The sequence below is a fragment of the Paenibacillus endoradicis genome (assembly GCF_024721975.1).
Map to the genome: position 1 here is coordinate 108,870 of NZ_JANQBB010000010.1, position 17,288 is coordinate 126,157.

At 34.6% G+C, this 17,288-nt stretch carries 16 protein-coding genes; all 16 read left to right on the forward strand.

The window, feature by feature from the left end; translation table 11 throughout:
- Position 1: 1 nt before the first annotated feature.
- The 16 genes from galE (at position 2) to NV377_RS24625 (ending at position 17,244) form a co-directional block, all read left to right on the forward strand.
- The gene (gene galE / locus NV377_RS24550; RefSeq protein ID WP_258203530.1) at positions 2-985 is read left to right on the forward strand and encodes a UDP-glucose 4-epimerase GalE; all 984 of its coding nucleotides are present in this window, start codon (positions 2-4) and stop codon (positions 983-985) included.
- Positions 982-1,917, forward strand: a complete 936-nt coding sequence (locus NV377_RS24555; protein ID WP_258203467.1) for a UDP-glucuronic acid decarboxylase family protein — start codon at positions 982-984, stop codon at positions 1,915-1,917. Before galE ends, NV377_RS24555 begins: the two co-directional genes overlap by 4 nt.
- A 43-nt stretch (positions 1,918-1,960) precedes the next feature.
- Entirely contained in the window at positions 1,961-3,250 is a 1,290-nt protein-coding gene (locus tag NV377_RS24560; RefSeq protein WP_258203468.1) for a UDP-glucose dehydrogenase family protein, read from the forward strand.
- A 49-nt stretch (positions 3,251-3,299) separates the two neighbouring features.
- Positions 3,300-4,433, forward strand: coding sequence for a glycosyltransferase family 8 protein (locus tag NV377_RS24565; protein WP_258203469.1), 1,134 nt, complete (start codon positions 3,300-3,302; stop codon positions 4,431-4,433).
- A gap of 261 nt (positions 4,434-4,694) precedes the next feature.
- Positions 4,695-5,876, forward strand: a complete 1,182-nt coding sequence (locus tag NV377_RS24570) for a glycosyltransferase family 8 protein (protein WP_258203470.1) — start codon at positions 4,695-4,697, stop codon at positions 5,874-5,876.
- A gap of 43 nt (positions 5,877-5,919) precedes the next feature.
- Positions 5,920-7,185 (forward strand): glycosyltransferase, encoded by a 1,266-nt coding sequence (locus NV377_RS24575; RefSeq protein WP_258203471.1) that lies wholly within the window; start codon positions 5,920-5,922, stop codon positions 7,183-7,185.
- 36 nt (positions 7,186-7,221) lie between these two features.
- Positions 7,222-8,304: a glycosyltransferase family 8 protein gene (locus NV377_RS24580; RefSeq protein ID WP_258203472.1), complete on the forward strand. Its 1,083-nt coding sequence runs from the start codon at positions 7,222-7,224 to the stop codon at positions 8,302-8,304.
- A gap of 1 nt (position 8,305) precedes the next feature.
- Positions 8,306-9,358, forward strand: a complete 1,053-nt coding sequence (locus NV377_RS24585) for a glycosyltransferase family 2 protein (RefSeq protein ID WP_258203473.1) — start codon at positions 8,306-8,308, stop codon at positions 9,356-9,358.
- Between the two features lie 12 nt (positions 9,359-9,370).
- Positions 9,371-10,489, forward strand: coding sequence for a glycosyltransferase (locus tag NV377_RS24590; protein ID WP_258203474.1), 1,119 nt, complete (start codon positions 9,371-9,373; stop codon positions 10,487-10,489).
- A gap of 9 nt (positions 10,490-10,498) precedes the next feature.
- Positions 10,499-11,641, forward strand: coding sequence for a glycosyltransferase family 2 protein (locus NV377_RS24595; RefSeq protein WP_258203475.1), 1,143 nt, complete (start codon positions 10,499-10,501; stop codon positions 11,639-11,641).
- A gap of 313 nt (positions 11,642-11,954) precedes the next feature.
- On the forward strand, positions 11,955-12,695 hold the full coding sequence (locus NV377_RS24600) for an SDR family NAD(P)-dependent oxidoreductase (protein ID WP_258203476.1): 741 nt from the start codon (positions 11,955-11,957) through the stop codon (positions 12,693-12,695).
- Positions 12,696-12,724: 29 nt separating this feature from the next.
- A complete protein-coding gene (gene pseH / locus NV377_RS24605) occupies positions 12,725-13,264 on the forward strand; it encodes a UDP-4-amino-4,6-dideoxy-N-acetyl-beta-L-altrosamine N-acetyltransferase (protein WP_258203477.1) in 540 nt (179 codons plus the stop codon).
- A gap of 68 nt (positions 13,265-13,332) precedes the next feature.
- A complete protein-coding gene (locus NV377_RS24610) occupies positions 13,333-13,569 on the forward strand; it encodes an acyl carrier protein (protein WP_258203478.1) in 237 nt (78 codons plus the stop codon).
- A gap of 62 nt (positions 13,570-13,631) precedes the next feature.
- Positions 13,632-14,981 carry an AMP-binding protein gene (locus NV377_RS24615; RefSeq protein ID WP_258203479.1) on the forward strand — a complete coding sequence of 450 codons (1,350 nt, stop codon included), beginning with the start codon at positions 13,632-13,634 and terminating at the stop codon, positions 14,979-14,981.
- Positions 14,978-16,045, forward strand: coding sequence for a LuxE/PaaK family acyltransferase (locus tag NV377_RS24620; RefSeq protein WP_258203480.1), 1,068 nt, complete (start codon positions 14,978-14,980; stop codon positions 16,043-16,045). Before NV377_RS24615 ends, NV377_RS24620 begins: the two co-directional genes overlap by 4 nt.
- Positions 16,045-17,244 (forward strand): acyl-CoA reductase, encoded by a 1,200-nt coding sequence (locus NV377_RS24625; RefSeq protein WP_258203481.1) that lies wholly within the window; start codon positions 16,045-16,047, stop codon positions 17,242-17,244. The genes NV377_RS24620 and NV377_RS24625 overlap by 1 nt, the downstream gene beginning before the upstream one ends.
- Positions 17,245-17,288 lie beyond the last annotated feature (44 nt).

Here is a 17,288-nt window from a genome sequence, read left to right on the forward strand (position 1 = left end):
GATGATAGCAGTGGTTGGTGGTGCAGGATATATTGGATCACATACGGTCAAATATTTATTAGAGCAAGGTAAAGAAATTGTTGTATTCGATAATTTGAGCTTTGGTCATCAAGAATTTGTTCCTGAAGGTGTTCCTTTTGTAGTTGGAGATTTAGCGAACAAATCAGATCTTAGTAATCTTTTTGATCGTTATCCAAGCATTGATACAGTGGTACATTTTGCTGCATTCGCTTATGTAGGAGAGTCTGTGAATGAACCAGCAAAATATTATAGCAACAATGTCGTCAATACTATAAATCTATTAGACATTATGCTAGAGCATGGCGTGAAAAATATTGTGTTCTCATCAACCTGTGCAACATATGGTCATCCCTTAGAGCTTCCAATTATAGAGGAGCATCCTCAGAATCCTATTAATCCATATGGTAGAACAAAGCTAATGATGGAGCAAATATTGGAGGATTATTCTCATGCATATGGTCTTAACTTTGTTGCGCTTCGGTATTTTAATGCTGCAGGAGCTGATGTCGAAGGAGAGATTGGTGAATGGCATACACCTGAGACACATTTGATTCCATTAATATTAGATGTAGCAGCTGGTCTACGTGAATCCATTCATGTATTTGGTAGAGACTTTAATACTCCAGATGGTACGTGTATTAGAGATTATATTCATGTTACCGACCTTGCAGATGCACATAGCAGAGCTATTGATTTTCTGCATAGGGAATCTAGTAACTTAAAGTTGAACTTAGGCAATGGCTTAGGTTATTCCGTGCTTCAGATTATTCATACAGTTGAGAAAATAACTGGGAAATCCATTAATACTATATTTGCAGATCGTCGTGCAGGTGACCCAAGCTCATTGGTAGGATCAGCCAAGCAGGCCAAAGAAATAATAGGATGGCAGCCAAAGTATAGCTTAGAGCAAATTATAGAAACAGCTTGGAAATGGCATCTTAAAAAATTCGGAGGTGTGCAATGAGTCGCATTCTAGTAACTGGCGGGGCGGGCTTTCTCGGCTCACACCTTATTGATAGATTAGTTGAGCAAGATCATGAAGTTGTTTGTTTAGATAACCTACAGACGGGTTCTTTGGAAAATATTAAGCACTTGGAAAGTAAGATAACGTTTATAGAGCATGATATTGTGGAGGCTCTGCCCCAATTAAGACAATTTGATGAAATCTATAACTTAGCATGTCCAGCAAGTCCAATTCATTATCAAGCTGATCCAGTCCATACATTCAAGACAAGTGTAATTGGTGCTATGAATATTTTGGAGTTAGCACGTCAAACTGGAGCTAAAGTTTTTCAAGCTTCAACCTCTGAAGTATACGGTGATCCGTTAGTACATCCTCAACCCGAACAGTATTGGGGGCATGTTAATCCTATTGGTATTCGCAGCTGTTATGATGAAGGGAAACGAGGGGCAGAAACTCTTTTCTTTGACTATGCACGTATGTACGACTTAGAAATTAAAATCGTACGAATTTTTAATACGTATGGTCCTAGAATGGATGCTAGGGACGGACGCGTCGTTAGTAACTTTATTGTACAATCACTTCAAAACAGGCCGCTTACAGTATATGGAGATGGTAAGCAATCAAGATCATTCTGCTATGTAGATGATTTGATTGAAGGGTTTTTACGTATGATGGCATCACCAAAAACGGTAACGGGACCTATTAATTTGGGAAACCCAAATGAATTTACGATGTTAGAGCTTGCTGAGAAGGTTCTGAAATGGACAGCTAATGAAACTCCACTACAATATCATGAACTACCTCAGGATGATCCTAAGCAACGTCAACCAATTATTGATCAAGCGAATATAATTCTCAACTGGGCACCTAAAGTCATGCTAGATGAAGGACTACAAAAAACAATTGAATATTTTAAATCTGTTGTAGCTTAGTAACCATTTGCTTTAACAGTATCATATAAAGGTGGAAAAAGACATGAGGGTGTCAATTATTGGTACGGGTTATGTAGGGCTTGTAACAGGTACAGTTCTATCAGATATTGGTCATAGTGTTACTTGCCTAGATATTAATGAAGAAAAAATTGCTTTGTTACAACAAGGGAAGTCACCCATCTATGAGCCTGGATTGGATGAGTTGTTGGAAAAAAATATACAAGAACATCGCTTAGCTTTTACTACCAACGTTACTCAAGCTTTTAAGGATGCACAATTTATTTTTATTGCAGTGGGAACACCACAAGGAGACGATGGTTCCGCTAATTTAAGCTTTATAGAGCAAGCAGCAAAAGATATAGCGATGAATGTTACAGATGATTGTATTGTCATAGTAAAAAGTACTGTTCCAGTAGGTACAAATGATCGTGTGGAGCAAATTCTAAGAGAAAATGGATTACCACATATTCAATTTAATGTGGTATCTAATCCAGAATTTTTACGTGAAGGTCATGCTATACGCGATACTTTTTATGGTGATCGAATTGTGATTGGTGCAGAACTGGATGAGGTAAGTGAAGAAGTGGCAGTACTGTTTCAACCATTAAATATACCAATAGTAAAAACTAACCGTAGAAGTGCAGAAATGATTAAGTATGCAGCAAATGCCTTTCTAGCAGTGAAAATTAGTTATATTAACCAAATATCTAATTTATGTGAGAAGGTTGGAGCTGATATTCATTCAGTAGCAGACGGTATCGGTATGGATAGTAGAATTGGGCGAGCATTTTTAAATGCAGGTCTTGGCTATGGTGGATCTTGTTTTCCAAAGGATACTGAAGCATTAAGCTTCCTTGCACGTGAGCATGATGTATCAATGAGTATTGTTGAAAGTGCTATTGATGCTAATCATAAGCAACGGCAAATTTTTATTCAAAAGGTACTACATCATTTTGACGGAAATGTCCAAGGAAAACGTATTGCTGTACTTGGTCTTGCGTTTAAGCCTAATACAGATGATATGCGTGACGCACCATCAATTGACATTATACGTACACTCGTACATTACGGTGCCGAGGTAACAGTATTCGATCCTGTAGTAAAAGTAACTTCTATGTTAGAAAATATCAGTATTACTTATGCCTCTAGTCTAGAGCAGTGTGTGGAGCAAGCCGAGGCTGCTTTACTAGTTACAGAATGGCCGGAGTTTGTTCATGCTGATTGGTCAGAATTAACATCACGAATGAAACATTCTACTATTTTTGATGGTAGATATGTTTTGCACAACAGTCAGAAAAATATAGAACCCAAAATTATAACACATATAAATTAGATGCTGATTTGATACAAAATTAACTAATATTAAAGGGGCAATAACTAAAATGTTAAATATTGTGTGTAGTGCGAATCGTTCTTACATTCAGCATCTTTGTGCAATGATTTCATCAGTAAGTGAAAATACAACATCAGAAACTATATTTCATGTGTTTAATGATGGATTTACAAGTGAGGAACAAATTCATATTCGTAATTATATGAGTATTTATTCCCATGCTTTCATAACTTTTTATACTATTGATGATTCAATATTTGCAGGATTAGATATAAAATTCAAACGCTTAACAATCCAAACCTTCTATCGTTTACTTGCATCTGAGTTGTTGCCCCAAGATGTGGAGAAGGCTTTATATTTGGATTCTGATATTATTGTCGAAGATGACGTGTCTATTCTATTAGCTACAGATTTAAGCGGATATTATGTTGGAGCAGTTAATGAATTAGCCCCGGAGGCTTCTTATGCATTAGGTCATGAACGATTAGAGGACTACTTTAACGCTGGTGTGTTACTCATAAACATAAAAAAATGGCGTGAAGATAATTTTTTCAATCAGTGTATGGAGTATGCGGTGAACAATCAAGATATCATCACATTTGGTGATCAAGATATATTAAATGGATTATTGCAAGGGAATTTCTATCAGCTAGAACTTAAATGGAATGTGACTTATAAGCTAGGACAGTATAAAGGTTTTTATAGTTTCTTATTAAAAGAAGATAATATTGATGAAATAGAAAAGAATCCATCTATTATTCATTATTTAGGAAATACAAAGCCGTGGAGTATTTTTACGATCCATCTTCATAAAGCTAGATATAGTTACTACTTAGATAAAATTCAATATCCATATATAATTAATCCCGAATATGCCGAATTTTCTAAACGAGATATTGTATTTTTTGGCGCAAGCAAGAAAGGTGCAGATAAACTTCATTTATTCAATGAACTTGAATTGCAGGTCAATTATTTCTGTGATAATGATGCGAATAAATGGAGCAAAACCTATAAAGGAATTGAAGTAATTTCACCTGATCAATTGAAACAATTGAAGAATCCAGCCATTATATTAACAAGTATGTATGCCGATGAAATTGGTATTCAGTTAGAGCAATTAGGATTTGTTGAAACAAAAGATTTCTTTAAATTACATATGTTAGACCTAATTGCATGGAGATAAAAATGTATAAATAAAGTCACTAGATAAAACAGTGATAGCGATATCGCAATAAAATATGTTCAAATAATAAAATGTGCTCATTAAATATTAATTTAGAAGAATTCAACAAAATGCACCTTGCGTTAACAAGGTGCATTTTGTAACATATGGATGTTTCACCTGTAGTTTTTTGTTTCATTATCGACCAATAGAAATGAAAAAGCATACACCTTTGATTAGTGTTTAGAAATGCTAGGGTAAAGAGTTTAAAAGTGTCAAATCTTGTTTGGCAATATCAAAAAAATAATGGATGTGAGCGAAGTGGAAAAGTTTCATGTTATTTTTTCATCTGATGACAATTATATTCAACACTTAATCGCGACACTTGTCTCCATGCTTGAAAATACTAATTATGCACAACATATTATTGTAAATGTTATTGACGGTGGTATTAGTGAGGAAAATAAACAATACTTGAATGTACTTGTAAATAAATACAATTCCAGTATTAAGTTTTTAGATATAGATACTAGCATGCTAGAGAATGTAGTGGTAAATGGACATATTTCGGAAGCAACCTATTATAGAATTTTAATTCCAACGCTTTTTGAAAACAGCATATCAAAAGTGATTTATTTAGATTGTGATTTAATTGTTAGACATGATATTTATGAGTTTTACAATATTGACATATCTAATTATGCTCTAGGAGCTATAAAAGTAAATGAATACAATAGACACGAACAGCTAGGGATTCCAAAAGACTCAAAATACTTTAATGCAGGAGTTCTAATTATTAATCTTACTAAGTGGAGAATAAATAATATTTCTACATTAGTTATGAAATTCATAGCTACATATCCAGAACGATTGAAAATGTGGGATCAAGATGCTTTAAACGCTATATTATATAATGATTGGTATGAAATAGATTATATATGGAATTTAAGAGCACAACTATTTAATCAAGATTTTCAAACTGCAGGATTTGACTCAGAAGCAGTTTTTGAAAATGCAAAAAATGATCCTGCAATTTCGCATTTCACGACAGCTTCAAAACCTTGGCACTTTTTGAATAACCATCCATATAAAGAAGAGTATTTTAAATACCTTGATGTTTCAAAATATCCTTACGTTAAATTTCCTGAAAAAGGGTTTATATTGACTAAGAAAATTATTGTGTTTGGTACTGGTAAAAGCGGAGAACAGGTGACACAGAGGCTTCTTGAACAAGGCATTGAAGTGGCGCATTTTGTAGATAATAATCAGGAAAAATGGGGAAGGGAATTTATTGGTAAGAAAATTTATGATCCAGGAACTCTTCTTGAGGAGAACTCAAAATTTATTATTATTGCTAGTCAGTATAATAATGAGATCGCAGAGCAGTTAATAAACATGGGATTGCGAGCAGGTCAGCACTTCTTGAAAGATTTAAATTGGAATACCAATATTATTACAGAATAAGAAACGATAGAAATAAAAAATGATATGTCAGGAGTATTCATATATGTTGGAGCAGCAGTTAAGTTTAAGAAACTGGTCTCATAAACTCGAACGGTATAAGCTTTTTTTTGAAGAAATAAGCATAATAAGTGAGTGTAACAGAAAATTAGATATTTCCATTATTATAATATCCTGGAGATTACATCCTGACACATTGCAGAATCTCATGATTTTAAACAAACAACGAAATGATATAAATGTCGAGATTATTTTTGTAAACAATGGAGCATATTTGGATGAGTTTCAAATCCTACTTCCCTATATCAACAAGTACATTACTTTAGGCGAAAATACGGGTGCATATTTGGCTCGTAATATAGGCGCGATTTTTGCGGATGCTCCAATATTACTGTTTTTGGAGGATGATGGAATTCCTGATGAGCAATTACTTTTAGCGCATTATTTAACACATCAAAAATATAATGTAATCGCTGTTCAGGGACCATATTTATATAAAACCGATAATCCGCTTAATGAGTATCAACATCATTACTATTATGGAGAAAAAGTTTTCCCAAAATGTTCTGATCTTGAAGGTAACAGCTCATATTGTGCTGATGCATTCTTTGAAGTTGGAGGTTGGGATGATGATATTACATTTGGTGGCGGAGGAATAGAGCTTTCCATTCGATTGAACCAAATTTATCCTCAACTCTATAATCAATTGTATTCACCCATATGTGTTTTATTGCATGACTATGTCACGAGTATGGAACATCTTGTTTCTAAAAGGGAGAAACAATTAATTTCTCATACTAGACTTAAAAATAAATACCCTGAATGGAATCGATATATAGAGAAATGGCTGGATCGCTCTAAGAATAGAGAAATGATACAAATTCGTAACGATTGGAAACCAGAAAGTGAAATAATACTTCAAAGCTTAGAAGCAGAAATTACACTGCGCAACCTCAATAAGTCTAGTAAATATACGCAGGAGAGATTATTTTTGTCTAACCCTGATCATATGGTTGAGCATTTGCAGACTAGGCAAAACGACTATCAAATTGTTATATTCGGTGCAGGCGAACTTGGACAGCGAGTATATAAATTATTCAGTAGTACGATTAATGCAAATCTGGTATTTGCAGATAATAACCAAGATTTATGGGGGAAGGAGATTAATGATATAAAAGTATTAAGTCCACATGATCTCACGACAACAAATAATTTTGTGTATATAGCATCTCAATGGAGAGAAGAAATAGGTATACAGTTAAGGGAAAAAGGATTTGTAGTTAGTTCTAATTATTCATATGTACTTATTTGAAAAATTCTGCATAATTGTTAAGCGAGGTATCGGATTATGAATGTCGTAATTGTTACAGATAATCAATATGCACAGTACGCTGCAGTAATGTTAACATCTCTGTATGAAAACACTAAACAGAGCAATCGTATTGTATTGTATGTAATATTTCATGATTTAAGTATGAGTAATCAGTCACAGTTATTAGATCTTGTGAAATATTACAAAAGTGAAATTAACTTTATAGAAGTGAAAGATAATTTTGGTGATTTTCATGAAGGAGCATATGTATCAAGGGCAGCATACTTGAAAATCAATATCCCTCAATATTTACCTCAATCAGAGCAAAAAGCACTATATTTGGATGGAGACATTATTGTTACATCGGATATCTTACAATTTAATGATATTAATCTGGGTGATCACTATTTAGCTGCTGTATCGGATGATAATATGTTCTTGGCAGATGATCTGGGGATATCAGTGGAGTCTTATTTTAATTCAGGAGTAATACTATTTAATCTCGAAAAATGGAGAGATAATGATATCTCCAGTCAAATTTATGAATATGTAATGAGTCCATATAATAAAAGAAATACTTGTGATCAGGATGCTTTCAATTTTGTGTTATGGGATAAATGGTTAAAATTAGACAGAAGGTATAATTATTTATTAACCAACCATATCGATATTGAAGAACCGATTGTTTTTCACTATGCTGCAAGAGATAAACCGTGGCATGTATTATATAGTGGGAAATATAAAGAGTTATTTCTCGATTACGAGAAAAAATGTATATGGCAAGACTATAGTAGACAAGATATGGATTTGTTAATGAATCATAAAATAGTTATTTATGGTGCATCAACTGCTGGAGTTAGTGCATATGAACAGCTTAAGGAGCATTCTCTAGAGATACAATTTTTTGTTGATGGCGACGAACAAAAACATAACACGATGAAAATGAACAAGCCGATTTATGAAATTTCTGTCTTAAAAAGTCTAGAGAATAGTTATGTTGTCATCGTTCCTTCAACTAGTTACTATGATGAAATGAGAGTAGCGCTTGAGTCATATTCATTCTATCCGCTTAGAATTTGCAATAAAATTTTTTTGAAGGATGAGTTAGGGGTCGTATAATATGGTATTCAAATTCACGGTTATAATCTCGAATTATAATTATGAGAAGTATATATCAGAGGCAATTGATTCGGTGTTACATCAAACATATCAGAATTTTGAGCTGATTATCGTCGATGATGGATCAGTAGACAATTCAAAAACTATTATAGAAGAATACCGCAGGCAACATCCTGATCAAATAAAAGCTATTTTTAAGAGTAATGGAGGGCAAGCCTCTGCATTTAATGCGGGGTTTTCCATATCAGACGGTGATATTATTACATTTTTAGATGCAGACGATTACTGGTATCCAGACAAATTGGAAACTATTGCTTACTACCATCAATTGAATAAAGGAGTACAGCATAATTTGCTCATAAATAATGAAAAGAAATTTACTTTATTAGAGGATGGAGTGACGAAGCAAAAAAAAGGTCTTGAATTGTTTGGTTTCTTGGGAACGATACCTACCTCAGGATTATCCTTTAATAGAGAAGTGTTAAAGTTGATTTTCCCTATCCCGGAAAAGGATTATAGAATATGTGCTGATTTATATGTGAAAATATTATTTCTTAATTATCATGATATCTATTCAATTGATACCCCAAAAGGTTGCTACAGAACTCACGATTCAAATCAATGGTTTATTAATCAAGCTAACGCGGAAGTATACTATAGAATAACGCTTGAAAAGCTTAACGAAGTTAGAATAAAAGAAAACAAGAGTCTCATTGAAAAAAATAGTGAAGCAGAGTCCGTGGGTCGATTTTTATTAGATGGTTTGGCACTTAATAGTGAAGAAAAATATGTAATCTATGGTACAGGTGAATTAGCAAAATACTTCTATAATGAAAAAAAACGTGACATACGAGTCAAATGTTTTTCAAGTAGCTTTGTACAGGAAGAAGGGACTTTTTTATTTGATCAAGAGGTGAAACCCTTTAATTATTTGCTTAATAATCCGAAGGAGTACGATAAAATTATCATTGCAAGTACCCAAGTAATTGAAATTAAACAATTTTTACTTGAAAATGGATTTGATGAATCAAAATTAATTATCCCTAAGTTCTGAGAGGAGTACGCAATGTTAGCATCTGTACTAATTAATAATTATAACTATGCAGATTATTTGGAAGAGTGTATTCAGTCTGTTCTCGATCAAACATATGAAGATATTGAGATTATTGTTTACGATGATGGGTCTACTGATAACTCGTTAGACGTATTATCTCAATTTAGTAATATAAAAGTTATTTTAAAAGAAAACTATGGGAAAAGTCATAACCTTAATCAAATGAACGCAGTGTATCAAGCTTATCAACAATCAAAAGGGGATTATATTTTTTTGCTTGATAGTGACGATTTGTTCAAAGAGGATAAAATAGAGAAAATAATAAGTGCTTTTAAAAGTCATCCCCATGTAGAGGCAATTCAACATTCACTTGAAGAAGTGAATAAATATAGTGAATCGCTACATTCCATTGTACCAGTATTAAAAGATGTAACGAATTACAAAGAATACATATATACCACTGAAAGTTTATTTCATTTGTTTTCTACCACAAGTGCCTTGGCGTTTAGAAGGAGTTTCTTGCAAAGGGTATTGCCTTTGAAAGAGGATGAATTATCTTATATTTGGATGGATACAAGACTTATGCAGCTGGCCACTGTCCACTCTCAGATATTTACAATTAGAGAACCGTTGACATATTATCGGAAACATGGAAAGAATGCTTGGTCTTCTTTAGGGGATCTGGATGTGCACGACAAATATACTCTTCAATTATATGAATTTTTTAATTCAGTTGCTGTAGAAAATAATCTCCCAAGGTTAAAATATTCTGTGAATAACTTTTTAGAAAATACATTTTTCTATAACAATACTGATGTGAAAAAATGTGATGAGTTTATCTCTAATAATGAGTATTGGATATGGGGAGCTGGAGAAGCGGGACAAAGTGTTTGTCATGCGTTAAGGAAGCAACAGGGGGAGCTACTTGGATTTATTGATAGTGATCTTAGAAAGCAAAATCAATTAATCATGGATCGAAAAATATATGCTCCGGAAGACGTGTATTATAAGAAAAATATTAAAATTATTGTATCTCCTTATCATGCATATGATGCCATTAAAAAAGTTCTGAAAAACAAAGAAATAAGTGAAGGGCTTCAATTTATTGATCCTTTTATAAGAAAAGAATAGGTGATAACAATGAATATTTCAGCAGTAATACCAGCGTACAATGCTGAACATTATATTGAGAAAGCTGTTCTAAGTATCGTTAATCAAACCGATCCTGTTCATGAAATTATTATTGTGGATGACGGTAGTAATGATAGGACCGTTGACATTGTGAATAGGTTACAACAACAATATAAATATATTCAGCTATTTCAGCAAACCAATGCAGGGGCTTCGGCAGCAAGAAACAATGGTATCTCAAAAGCTTCAGGTAATTGGATCTTATTGTTGGATGCTGATGATGAATGTGATGCTGACCTAATAAGAAAATACAATGAGAAAATAAACGAAGAAAAGTATGCCGCTATATATAGTGGTTTTGTTCAAATTAATGAAACTGGTGAGCAGATCTCAGATACAATTAGTGGATATGAATTATTAGGTGAGGAAGGATTTTGTCAGATGTTTCTGAGAAATCCAATTATCTCACCCTCATCAAGTGTAATTAAGAAGTCTGTTTTTTACCAACTTGAAGGATTCGACACAACGATAAAGTATGTAGAAGATGTCGATTATTGGTTGAGAATATTATTGAATGGTATGAATATAGGATATATATCACAACCTCTATCATTTATCCGTAGGCATTTAAACAATACAACGGCTAATATTAATTCTACTAGGGAAGGTGAGAAGCGATTATTAAATAAATTTGGTCTTCCCGCACTTCAGAAGGCAGTTTATGCAAGAAAATATGCTGTGGAGGATAATCATCTAGATTATATTAGTTTCTTAATGCGATATGAGAAGTGGCAGGAAGCTAAGCAATTATTAGCTACATTGAATATTGAATCATCCCATAGTAGATATGTCTCTTATTTATTTACTAAAGCACTTGTAGCATTGCACTTTGAAGAGTATCTAGTCGCTCAAGAAATCTACTTGAGTGTTATTACTCGGGATGCAACTCATGGGGCAGCCTTGAATAATATAGGGGTATTGTATGCAATGAATGGTCAGCTTGAAGATGCTAGAGAGCTATTACAACAAGCATTTCAACATTTTCCTGAATATATGGATGCCAAGCATAATATTGAGCAGTTAGATGTAGAAAATCCTATATATCGCTTCACAAAACGCGAGTTAAGAAAAAACTTGTTAAGATATTCTTAACATAGGGGAAATGTTATGAATGGATCTATAAAGCCGCCCAGTTACTAATAAAAGATCCAGGAATTATTGATGTTGGAAACCTCATAGTGGAAGATATTAATGTAACTAATACTATTCAAGTTAATTTGTTTATATCATAGTGATGAAGAAATGAGTACAATTCCATTATTTATAAAAGAACTGTTTAAAGATATTTCGTATAAATTCTATTTGGGGCACCATAATGGCAATTTATTAAAAGAAACAGTTTTATACGCTATGGCGGAATAAATATAGTAAGTAACCTATCTGTGAAGGTGTTGAACGATACCAAATGCTCACGAATAAAAAAATTTTTATTACTGGCTCTACACGCGGTATTGGTCGAGAAACAGCAATAGTGTGTGCAGCGCATGGTGCGACATTGATTTTGCATGGTCGAGATATGGTAACGCTAGAGAAATTAAAAGAAGAGATCATTAGTCAATACGGAGTCACTGTTCATATTTTAGCTTATGATGTGCGAGATACAAGTGAAATCAAAAATGCATTTGTATGGATCAAGAAAAATGTTGGTAGATTAGATGTACTCGTCAATAACGCAGGTGTCTTAGATGATGCACTTTTAGGTATGATTAATGAAGGACAAATGTCGAATACATTTGCGATTAATATCGAAGCGGTTATTTATCATATGCAGTTTGCTTCAAGATTAATGGCGAAGCAAAAGCATGGCTCAATTATTAATGTTAGCTCCATTATAGGCAAAACCGGTAATGCAGGACAAACCGTATATGGAGCAAGCAAAGCAGCAGTTATTGGCGCAACCTATTCAGCCTCCAAGGAGCTAGGATCACACAATATTCGTGTCAATGCCGTAGCACCAGGCTTTATTGATACAGATATGACAAAACAATTAACAGAAGATAAATATGCTCAGCGTATTAGTGAGATTAGAATGAATCGGATTGGAAAGCCGGAAGAAGTAGCAAATACGATTCTTTTCTTAGCCTCTGATCTATCTTCATACATAACGGGTCAAGTTATTGGCGTTGACGGTGGTATGGTTATTTAATCTATAGCTTTTGTAATGGTGGTGAAGCAATGTTGAGATTTACTAAAATCACTGAAAATGATCTAGAACAGGTGTTAGAATGGCGTACAAGTGAACATGTAACAAAGTATATGTATACTGATGTTGAAAAAAATATGGATAACCAACGAAAATGGTTTGATAGCATTTCAAAAGATAATAAGCAGTGCCATTGGATGATCCATTACAAAGAAAATGCGATTGGTATTATTTCTTTGAATAATATTGATCATAAACATCGTAAAGCAACCTTTGGCTATTATATTGGAGATTTGAATTACTCAATTATTGCGGGTCGAATTCACCCTTACTTATATAATTTTGCCTTTTTTGAATTAGACTTAAACAAATTATATGCCGAAGTTATGGATGGAAACGATGGTATGATGAAAATGCATCTCTATTATGGTTTTTCACATACAGCAACATTTAAGGAACATATTTATAAATATAATCAATATCATGATATCGAGTATTTTGAGCTACTTTCCTCAACATGGAAAGAAAAGTGTGTAAAGTTTCATAAGCATAAAGCCGAATTTATATTATAATAGAATGTAGATTAATAGAATGCTGATTTAGTATAACAATTATAGGACCATGTTAGGTAGGGATACATATGAATGAAGAGAAGCTACGCATGATTTTCGCAGAGGCATTAGAAATTGAGCTTGATCAGGTGACGGATGAGTTATCTTATAATTCCATTCCGCAATGGGATTCCCTTGCTCATATGGCATTAATCACTGAGATTGATGATCAGTTTGATACAATGCTAGATACGGATGATGTACTAGATATGAACACATTTGCCAAGGCAAAAGAAATTTTAGCAAAATACGATGTACAATTCTAATGAAGGGGGTGTGGTATTAATACCATACCCTTTTCTTATATATCGTTGAACGGAGGGCTTTTATGTTTTTCGAAAACTTCAACTATGATAACAAAGTAGCAATTATTACGAATGATACACAATATACATATGAACAATTACATCTATTAACGAAGGAATACTCATTACACTCCACGCAAAAAGAGCTCGTGCTATTACTGTGTGAAAATAATATACAATTTATCGCTGCCTATATGGCTGTATTACAAGCTGGTCATGCTGTAATGCTAATGGGAGCAAACACCAACAAGCAATTACTGGATAGTATTGTTACAACCTATCAACCGAAATGGATTATAGGATCGATTTCATTTGCAGATTATGTTCAAATGGGGAATGTTTCAGAGCGAACTTTATTTGCATCGTATGTCATACACTCAGATCTAGCATTATTATTGAGCACATCTGGCACAACGGGTAGTCAGAAGTTTGTTCGCTTATCTTATGCAAACCTACAAACAAATGCGGAATCAATTGTTACGTATTTGCAGATTGAACAAGATGAACGAGCGATTTTAAATCTACCATTATCGTATTCTTACGGGCTGTCTATATTGAACAGTCATTTACAAGCAGGGGCAACCGTATTATTAACAGAAGAAAGCGTCATGGCTAAGACTTTCTGGCAATTTGTCGAAGAACATCAAGCCACTTCTTTAGCGGGAGTACCCTTCACCTATCAGATGTTAAGTAGAATTGGTTTCTTTAAGATGGAGCTGCCTCATTTGAAGATGTTGACTCAGGCGGGGGGACATCTGGAAGAACGTTTGGTTAAGCTATTTGGAGAGTACGCGGAGCAGCATAATAAGAAGTTTTATATTATGTATGGTCAGACGGAGGCAGCTCCACGGATGTCGTATATTCCTACCGACAAGTTGTTAAGAAAAGCAGGATCTATCGGCATTGCTATTCCTGGAGGACAATTCGAGTTAGCTCCAGAAACGAATGAATTAATTTATAAAGGTGCTAACGTCATGCTAGGTTATGCTGAGACATTGGACGATTTAGCTAAAGGCGATGAGAATAAAGGAATATTACATACTGGAGATGTAGCTGAAGTAGATGCTGATGGTTATTATACAATTACTGGTCGGATGAAGCGGTTCGTAAAATTATTCGGGTTGCGTATTAATTTGGATGATGTAGAGCGAAAGTTAGTATCAATTGGAGAGCAACCAGTCGCATGCACCGGTAGCGATGATAAATTAGTAGTCATGATCGAATCTGAATTGTTATTAGCTGATGTGAAACGATGCTTGGAAAAGATGTATAAGCTGCATCATTCTGCGTATAAAATTATCGTTGCAGACGCTATTCCAAGAATGGCAAATGGTAAAACAGATTACAAAGCGATAAAGGATGAGATGTTATGATCTATCCCTATAATGACGAGCAGCAGACGAAACAGCAATTATTAGTAAACGAATTAAATAAATTAACAAGGCATCATATGAAGAATAGTGCTGCTTATAAAGCGATGATCGAGAAGACTTCAGGCTATCAAGAAGCGACATCATTAGATGAAGTACCTTATTTGCCAGTGCAATTATTTAAGCTAATGGACTTATTATCTATACCTGCTGAAGATGTTATAAAGGTGTTAACATCAAGCGGTACATCAGGACAGCAAGTTTCAAAGATTTATTTGGATAAAGAAACTTCCGTTAGTCAGACGAAATCTTTAGTTGATGTGATAAAGCCAATACTTGGCGCTAAGCGGCTACCAATGGTTATTTTGGATACTAAATCTGTACTGAAAGATCGTCGTTCATTCAGTGCTAGAGGAGCGGGTATTTTAGGCTTTGCTAATTTTGGTAGACGTCATTTTTATGCTTTGAATGATGATATGACCGTAGATTGGACTGGCTTACAAAACTTTTTGGAAGAATATAAGGGTTCCAAGCTTTTATTGTTCGGATTTACTTTTATGGTTTGGAAGCATGTTGTTCAAGAAGCAAAACTACAAAATATTAAGATAGATTTTGGAGACAGTGTACTTATACATGGTGGCGGCTGGAAAAAGCTGCAGGATGAAGCTGTTGACCCACAAACTTTCAATGATGAAATAAAACAAGTGCTTGGTATTGGGAAAGTGCACAACTATTATGGCATGGTTGAGCAGGTTGGTTCGATTTTTGTTGAGTGCGATCATGAACATCTGCATACGCCGAATTTTGCTGATGTATTAATTAGAGACCCGCTTACTTTTGACCCGCTTGCCTATGGCCAACAGGGATTAATTCAAGTGTTAAGTTTATTACCGAGAAGTTATCCTGGTCATAGCTTATTAACCGAAGATTTAGGAACGATTCATGGTGAAGATGATTGTCCGTGCGGATGGAAGGGTAAACATTTTAGTGTAGCGGGACGAATTCCAAAGTCGGAATTAAGAGGCTGTAGCGATACTTTTGCCTTTGGGATAGGAGGCGTAAAATAATGAGGTACTACTGGCCACACCATAATGGAGAAGAAGCGTTACAGCATCTACAACATCAAAGAACATTAGCTGCTTTTAATAACGATGCTCTATCTTTCATTCAAGAATTATCAAAGCGTTTTGTGAAGATGCGGAAGTTTCCAGAAATTGTTGCACTTGGATTTTGGATGCGAAAAGCTCATATGAATCAGCTGCAAACGTCATGGGAACAAGAAATCATTGGTAGTGTTGTAAAAGCAAGAGGAACGGTATTTCATTTAGCACCTTCGAATGTAGATACGATCTTTATTTACTCGTGGATTTTATCTTTATTAGCAGGTAATCGCAACATTATTAGAATTTCTAGTAAAGAGCAGCTACAAACAAATAGATTGCTTACGGAAATTTTGGCTGTGCTAGCAAAACCGGATCATGAAGAGATTGCTAAGAGAACAATCGTCTTATCTTATCCACATCATAATGCAACGACCGAAAAGCTAAGCATGCTTTGTCATACTCGTGTCGTGTGGGGCGGAGATGCTACAGTAAGCGCGATTCGCAAGCTTGCACTAGCACCGATGGCCAATGAGCTCGTATTTGCAGATCGTTTCTCAATGTCAGTCATTAATGCTGAAATTGTTAATACGCTGGATAACGAAGGTTTGCAGCAATTAGCTGAACGATTTTACAATGATTCTTTTTGGTTTGATCAGATGGCGTGCTCTTCACCGAGATTAGTGATATGGACAGGTACTCAGCACATAGTTGAACAGGCACAACGCTTGTTCTGGATGCAGGTTGCACAAGTTATCCAAGCCAAAAATTATGAACTTGCAGCCGCTACGCAAGTCCAAAAGTTAGCTACTGGATTATGGCTAGCAACGGAGCAAGAAACGATGAAAGTTGATTATCAAAACATGTACTCGCGTATTCAGCTTAAAGAATTAACTGCCAATTTGCGAGAAAGACATTGTGGTGCGGGCCTCTTTTATGAAACAAGACTTGAAAACCTATTTCATATTGCCGATATAATAATTGATAAAGATCAGACACTTTCTTACTTTGGCTATGCTAAGGAACAATTAATTGAGATGATTGATCTGTTTTCCAATAGAGGTATTGACCGTGTTGTCCCGATAGGTCAGGCCTTAGACTTTCATGCGGTTTGGGATGGTCAGTCCTTCTTGCGCTCATTTACAAGAGAAGTCGTAATTATATAAGGTATTGTTAGAGATAAGTAGAGCCTTATTCTTAATATTCATTA

Coding starts and splice junctions, on each gene's coding strand:
- galE (WP_258203530.1), top strand. CDS start 2: ATGATAGCAGTGGTTGGTGGTGCAGGATATATTGGATCACATACGGTC.
- NV377_RS24590 (WP_258203474.1), top strand. CDS start 9,371: ATGTTAGCATCTGTACTAATTAATAATTATAACTATGCAGATTATTTG.
- NV377_RS24575 (WP_258203471.1), top strand. CDS start 5,920: ATGTTGGAGCAGCAGTTAAGTTTAAGAAACTGGTCTCATAAACTCGAA.
- NV377_RS24620 (WP_258203480.1), top strand. CDS start 14,978: ATGATCTATCCCTATAATGACGAGCAGCAGACGAAACAGCAATTATTA.
- NV377_RS24610 (WP_258203478.1), top strand. CDS start 13,333: ATGAATGAAGAGAAGCTACGCATGATTTTCGCAGAGGCATTAGAAATT.
- NV377_RS24625 (WP_258203481.1), top strand. CDS start 16,045: ATGAGGTACTACTGGCCACACCATAATGGAGAAGAAGCGTTACAGCAT.
- NV377_RS24595 (WP_258203475.1), top strand. CDS start 10,499: ATGAATATTTCAGCAGTAATACCAGCGTACAATGCTGAACATTATATT.
- NV377_RS24615 (WP_258203479.1), top strand. CDS start 13,632: ATGTTTTTCGAAAACTTCAACTATGATAACAAAGTAGCAATTATTACG.
- NV377_RS24555 (WP_258203467.1), top strand. CDS start 982: ATGAGTCGCATTCTAGTAACTGGCGGGGCGGGCTTTCTCGGCTCACAC.
- NV377_RS24565 (WP_258203469.1), top strand. CDS start 3,300: ATGTTAAATATTGTGTGTAGTGCGAATCGTTCTTACATTCAGCATCTT.
- NV377_RS24580 (WP_258203472.1), top strand. CDS start 7,222: ATGAATGTCGTAATTGTTACAGATAATCAATATGCACAGTACGCTGCA.
- NV377_RS24560 (WP_258203468.1), top strand. CDS start 1,961: ATGAGGGTGTCAATTATTGGTACGGGTTATGTAGGGCTTGTAACAGGT.
- NV377_RS24600 (WP_258203476.1), top strand. CDS start 11,955: ATGCTCACGAATAAAAAAATTTTTATTACTGGCTCTACACGCGGTATT.
- NV377_RS24585 (WP_258203473.1), top strand. CDS start 8,306: ATGGTATTCAAATTCACGGTTATAATCTCGAATTATAATTATGAGAAG.
- pseH (WP_258203477.1), top strand. CDS start 12,725: ATGTTGAGATTTACTAAAATCACTGAAAATGATCTAGAACAGGTGTTA.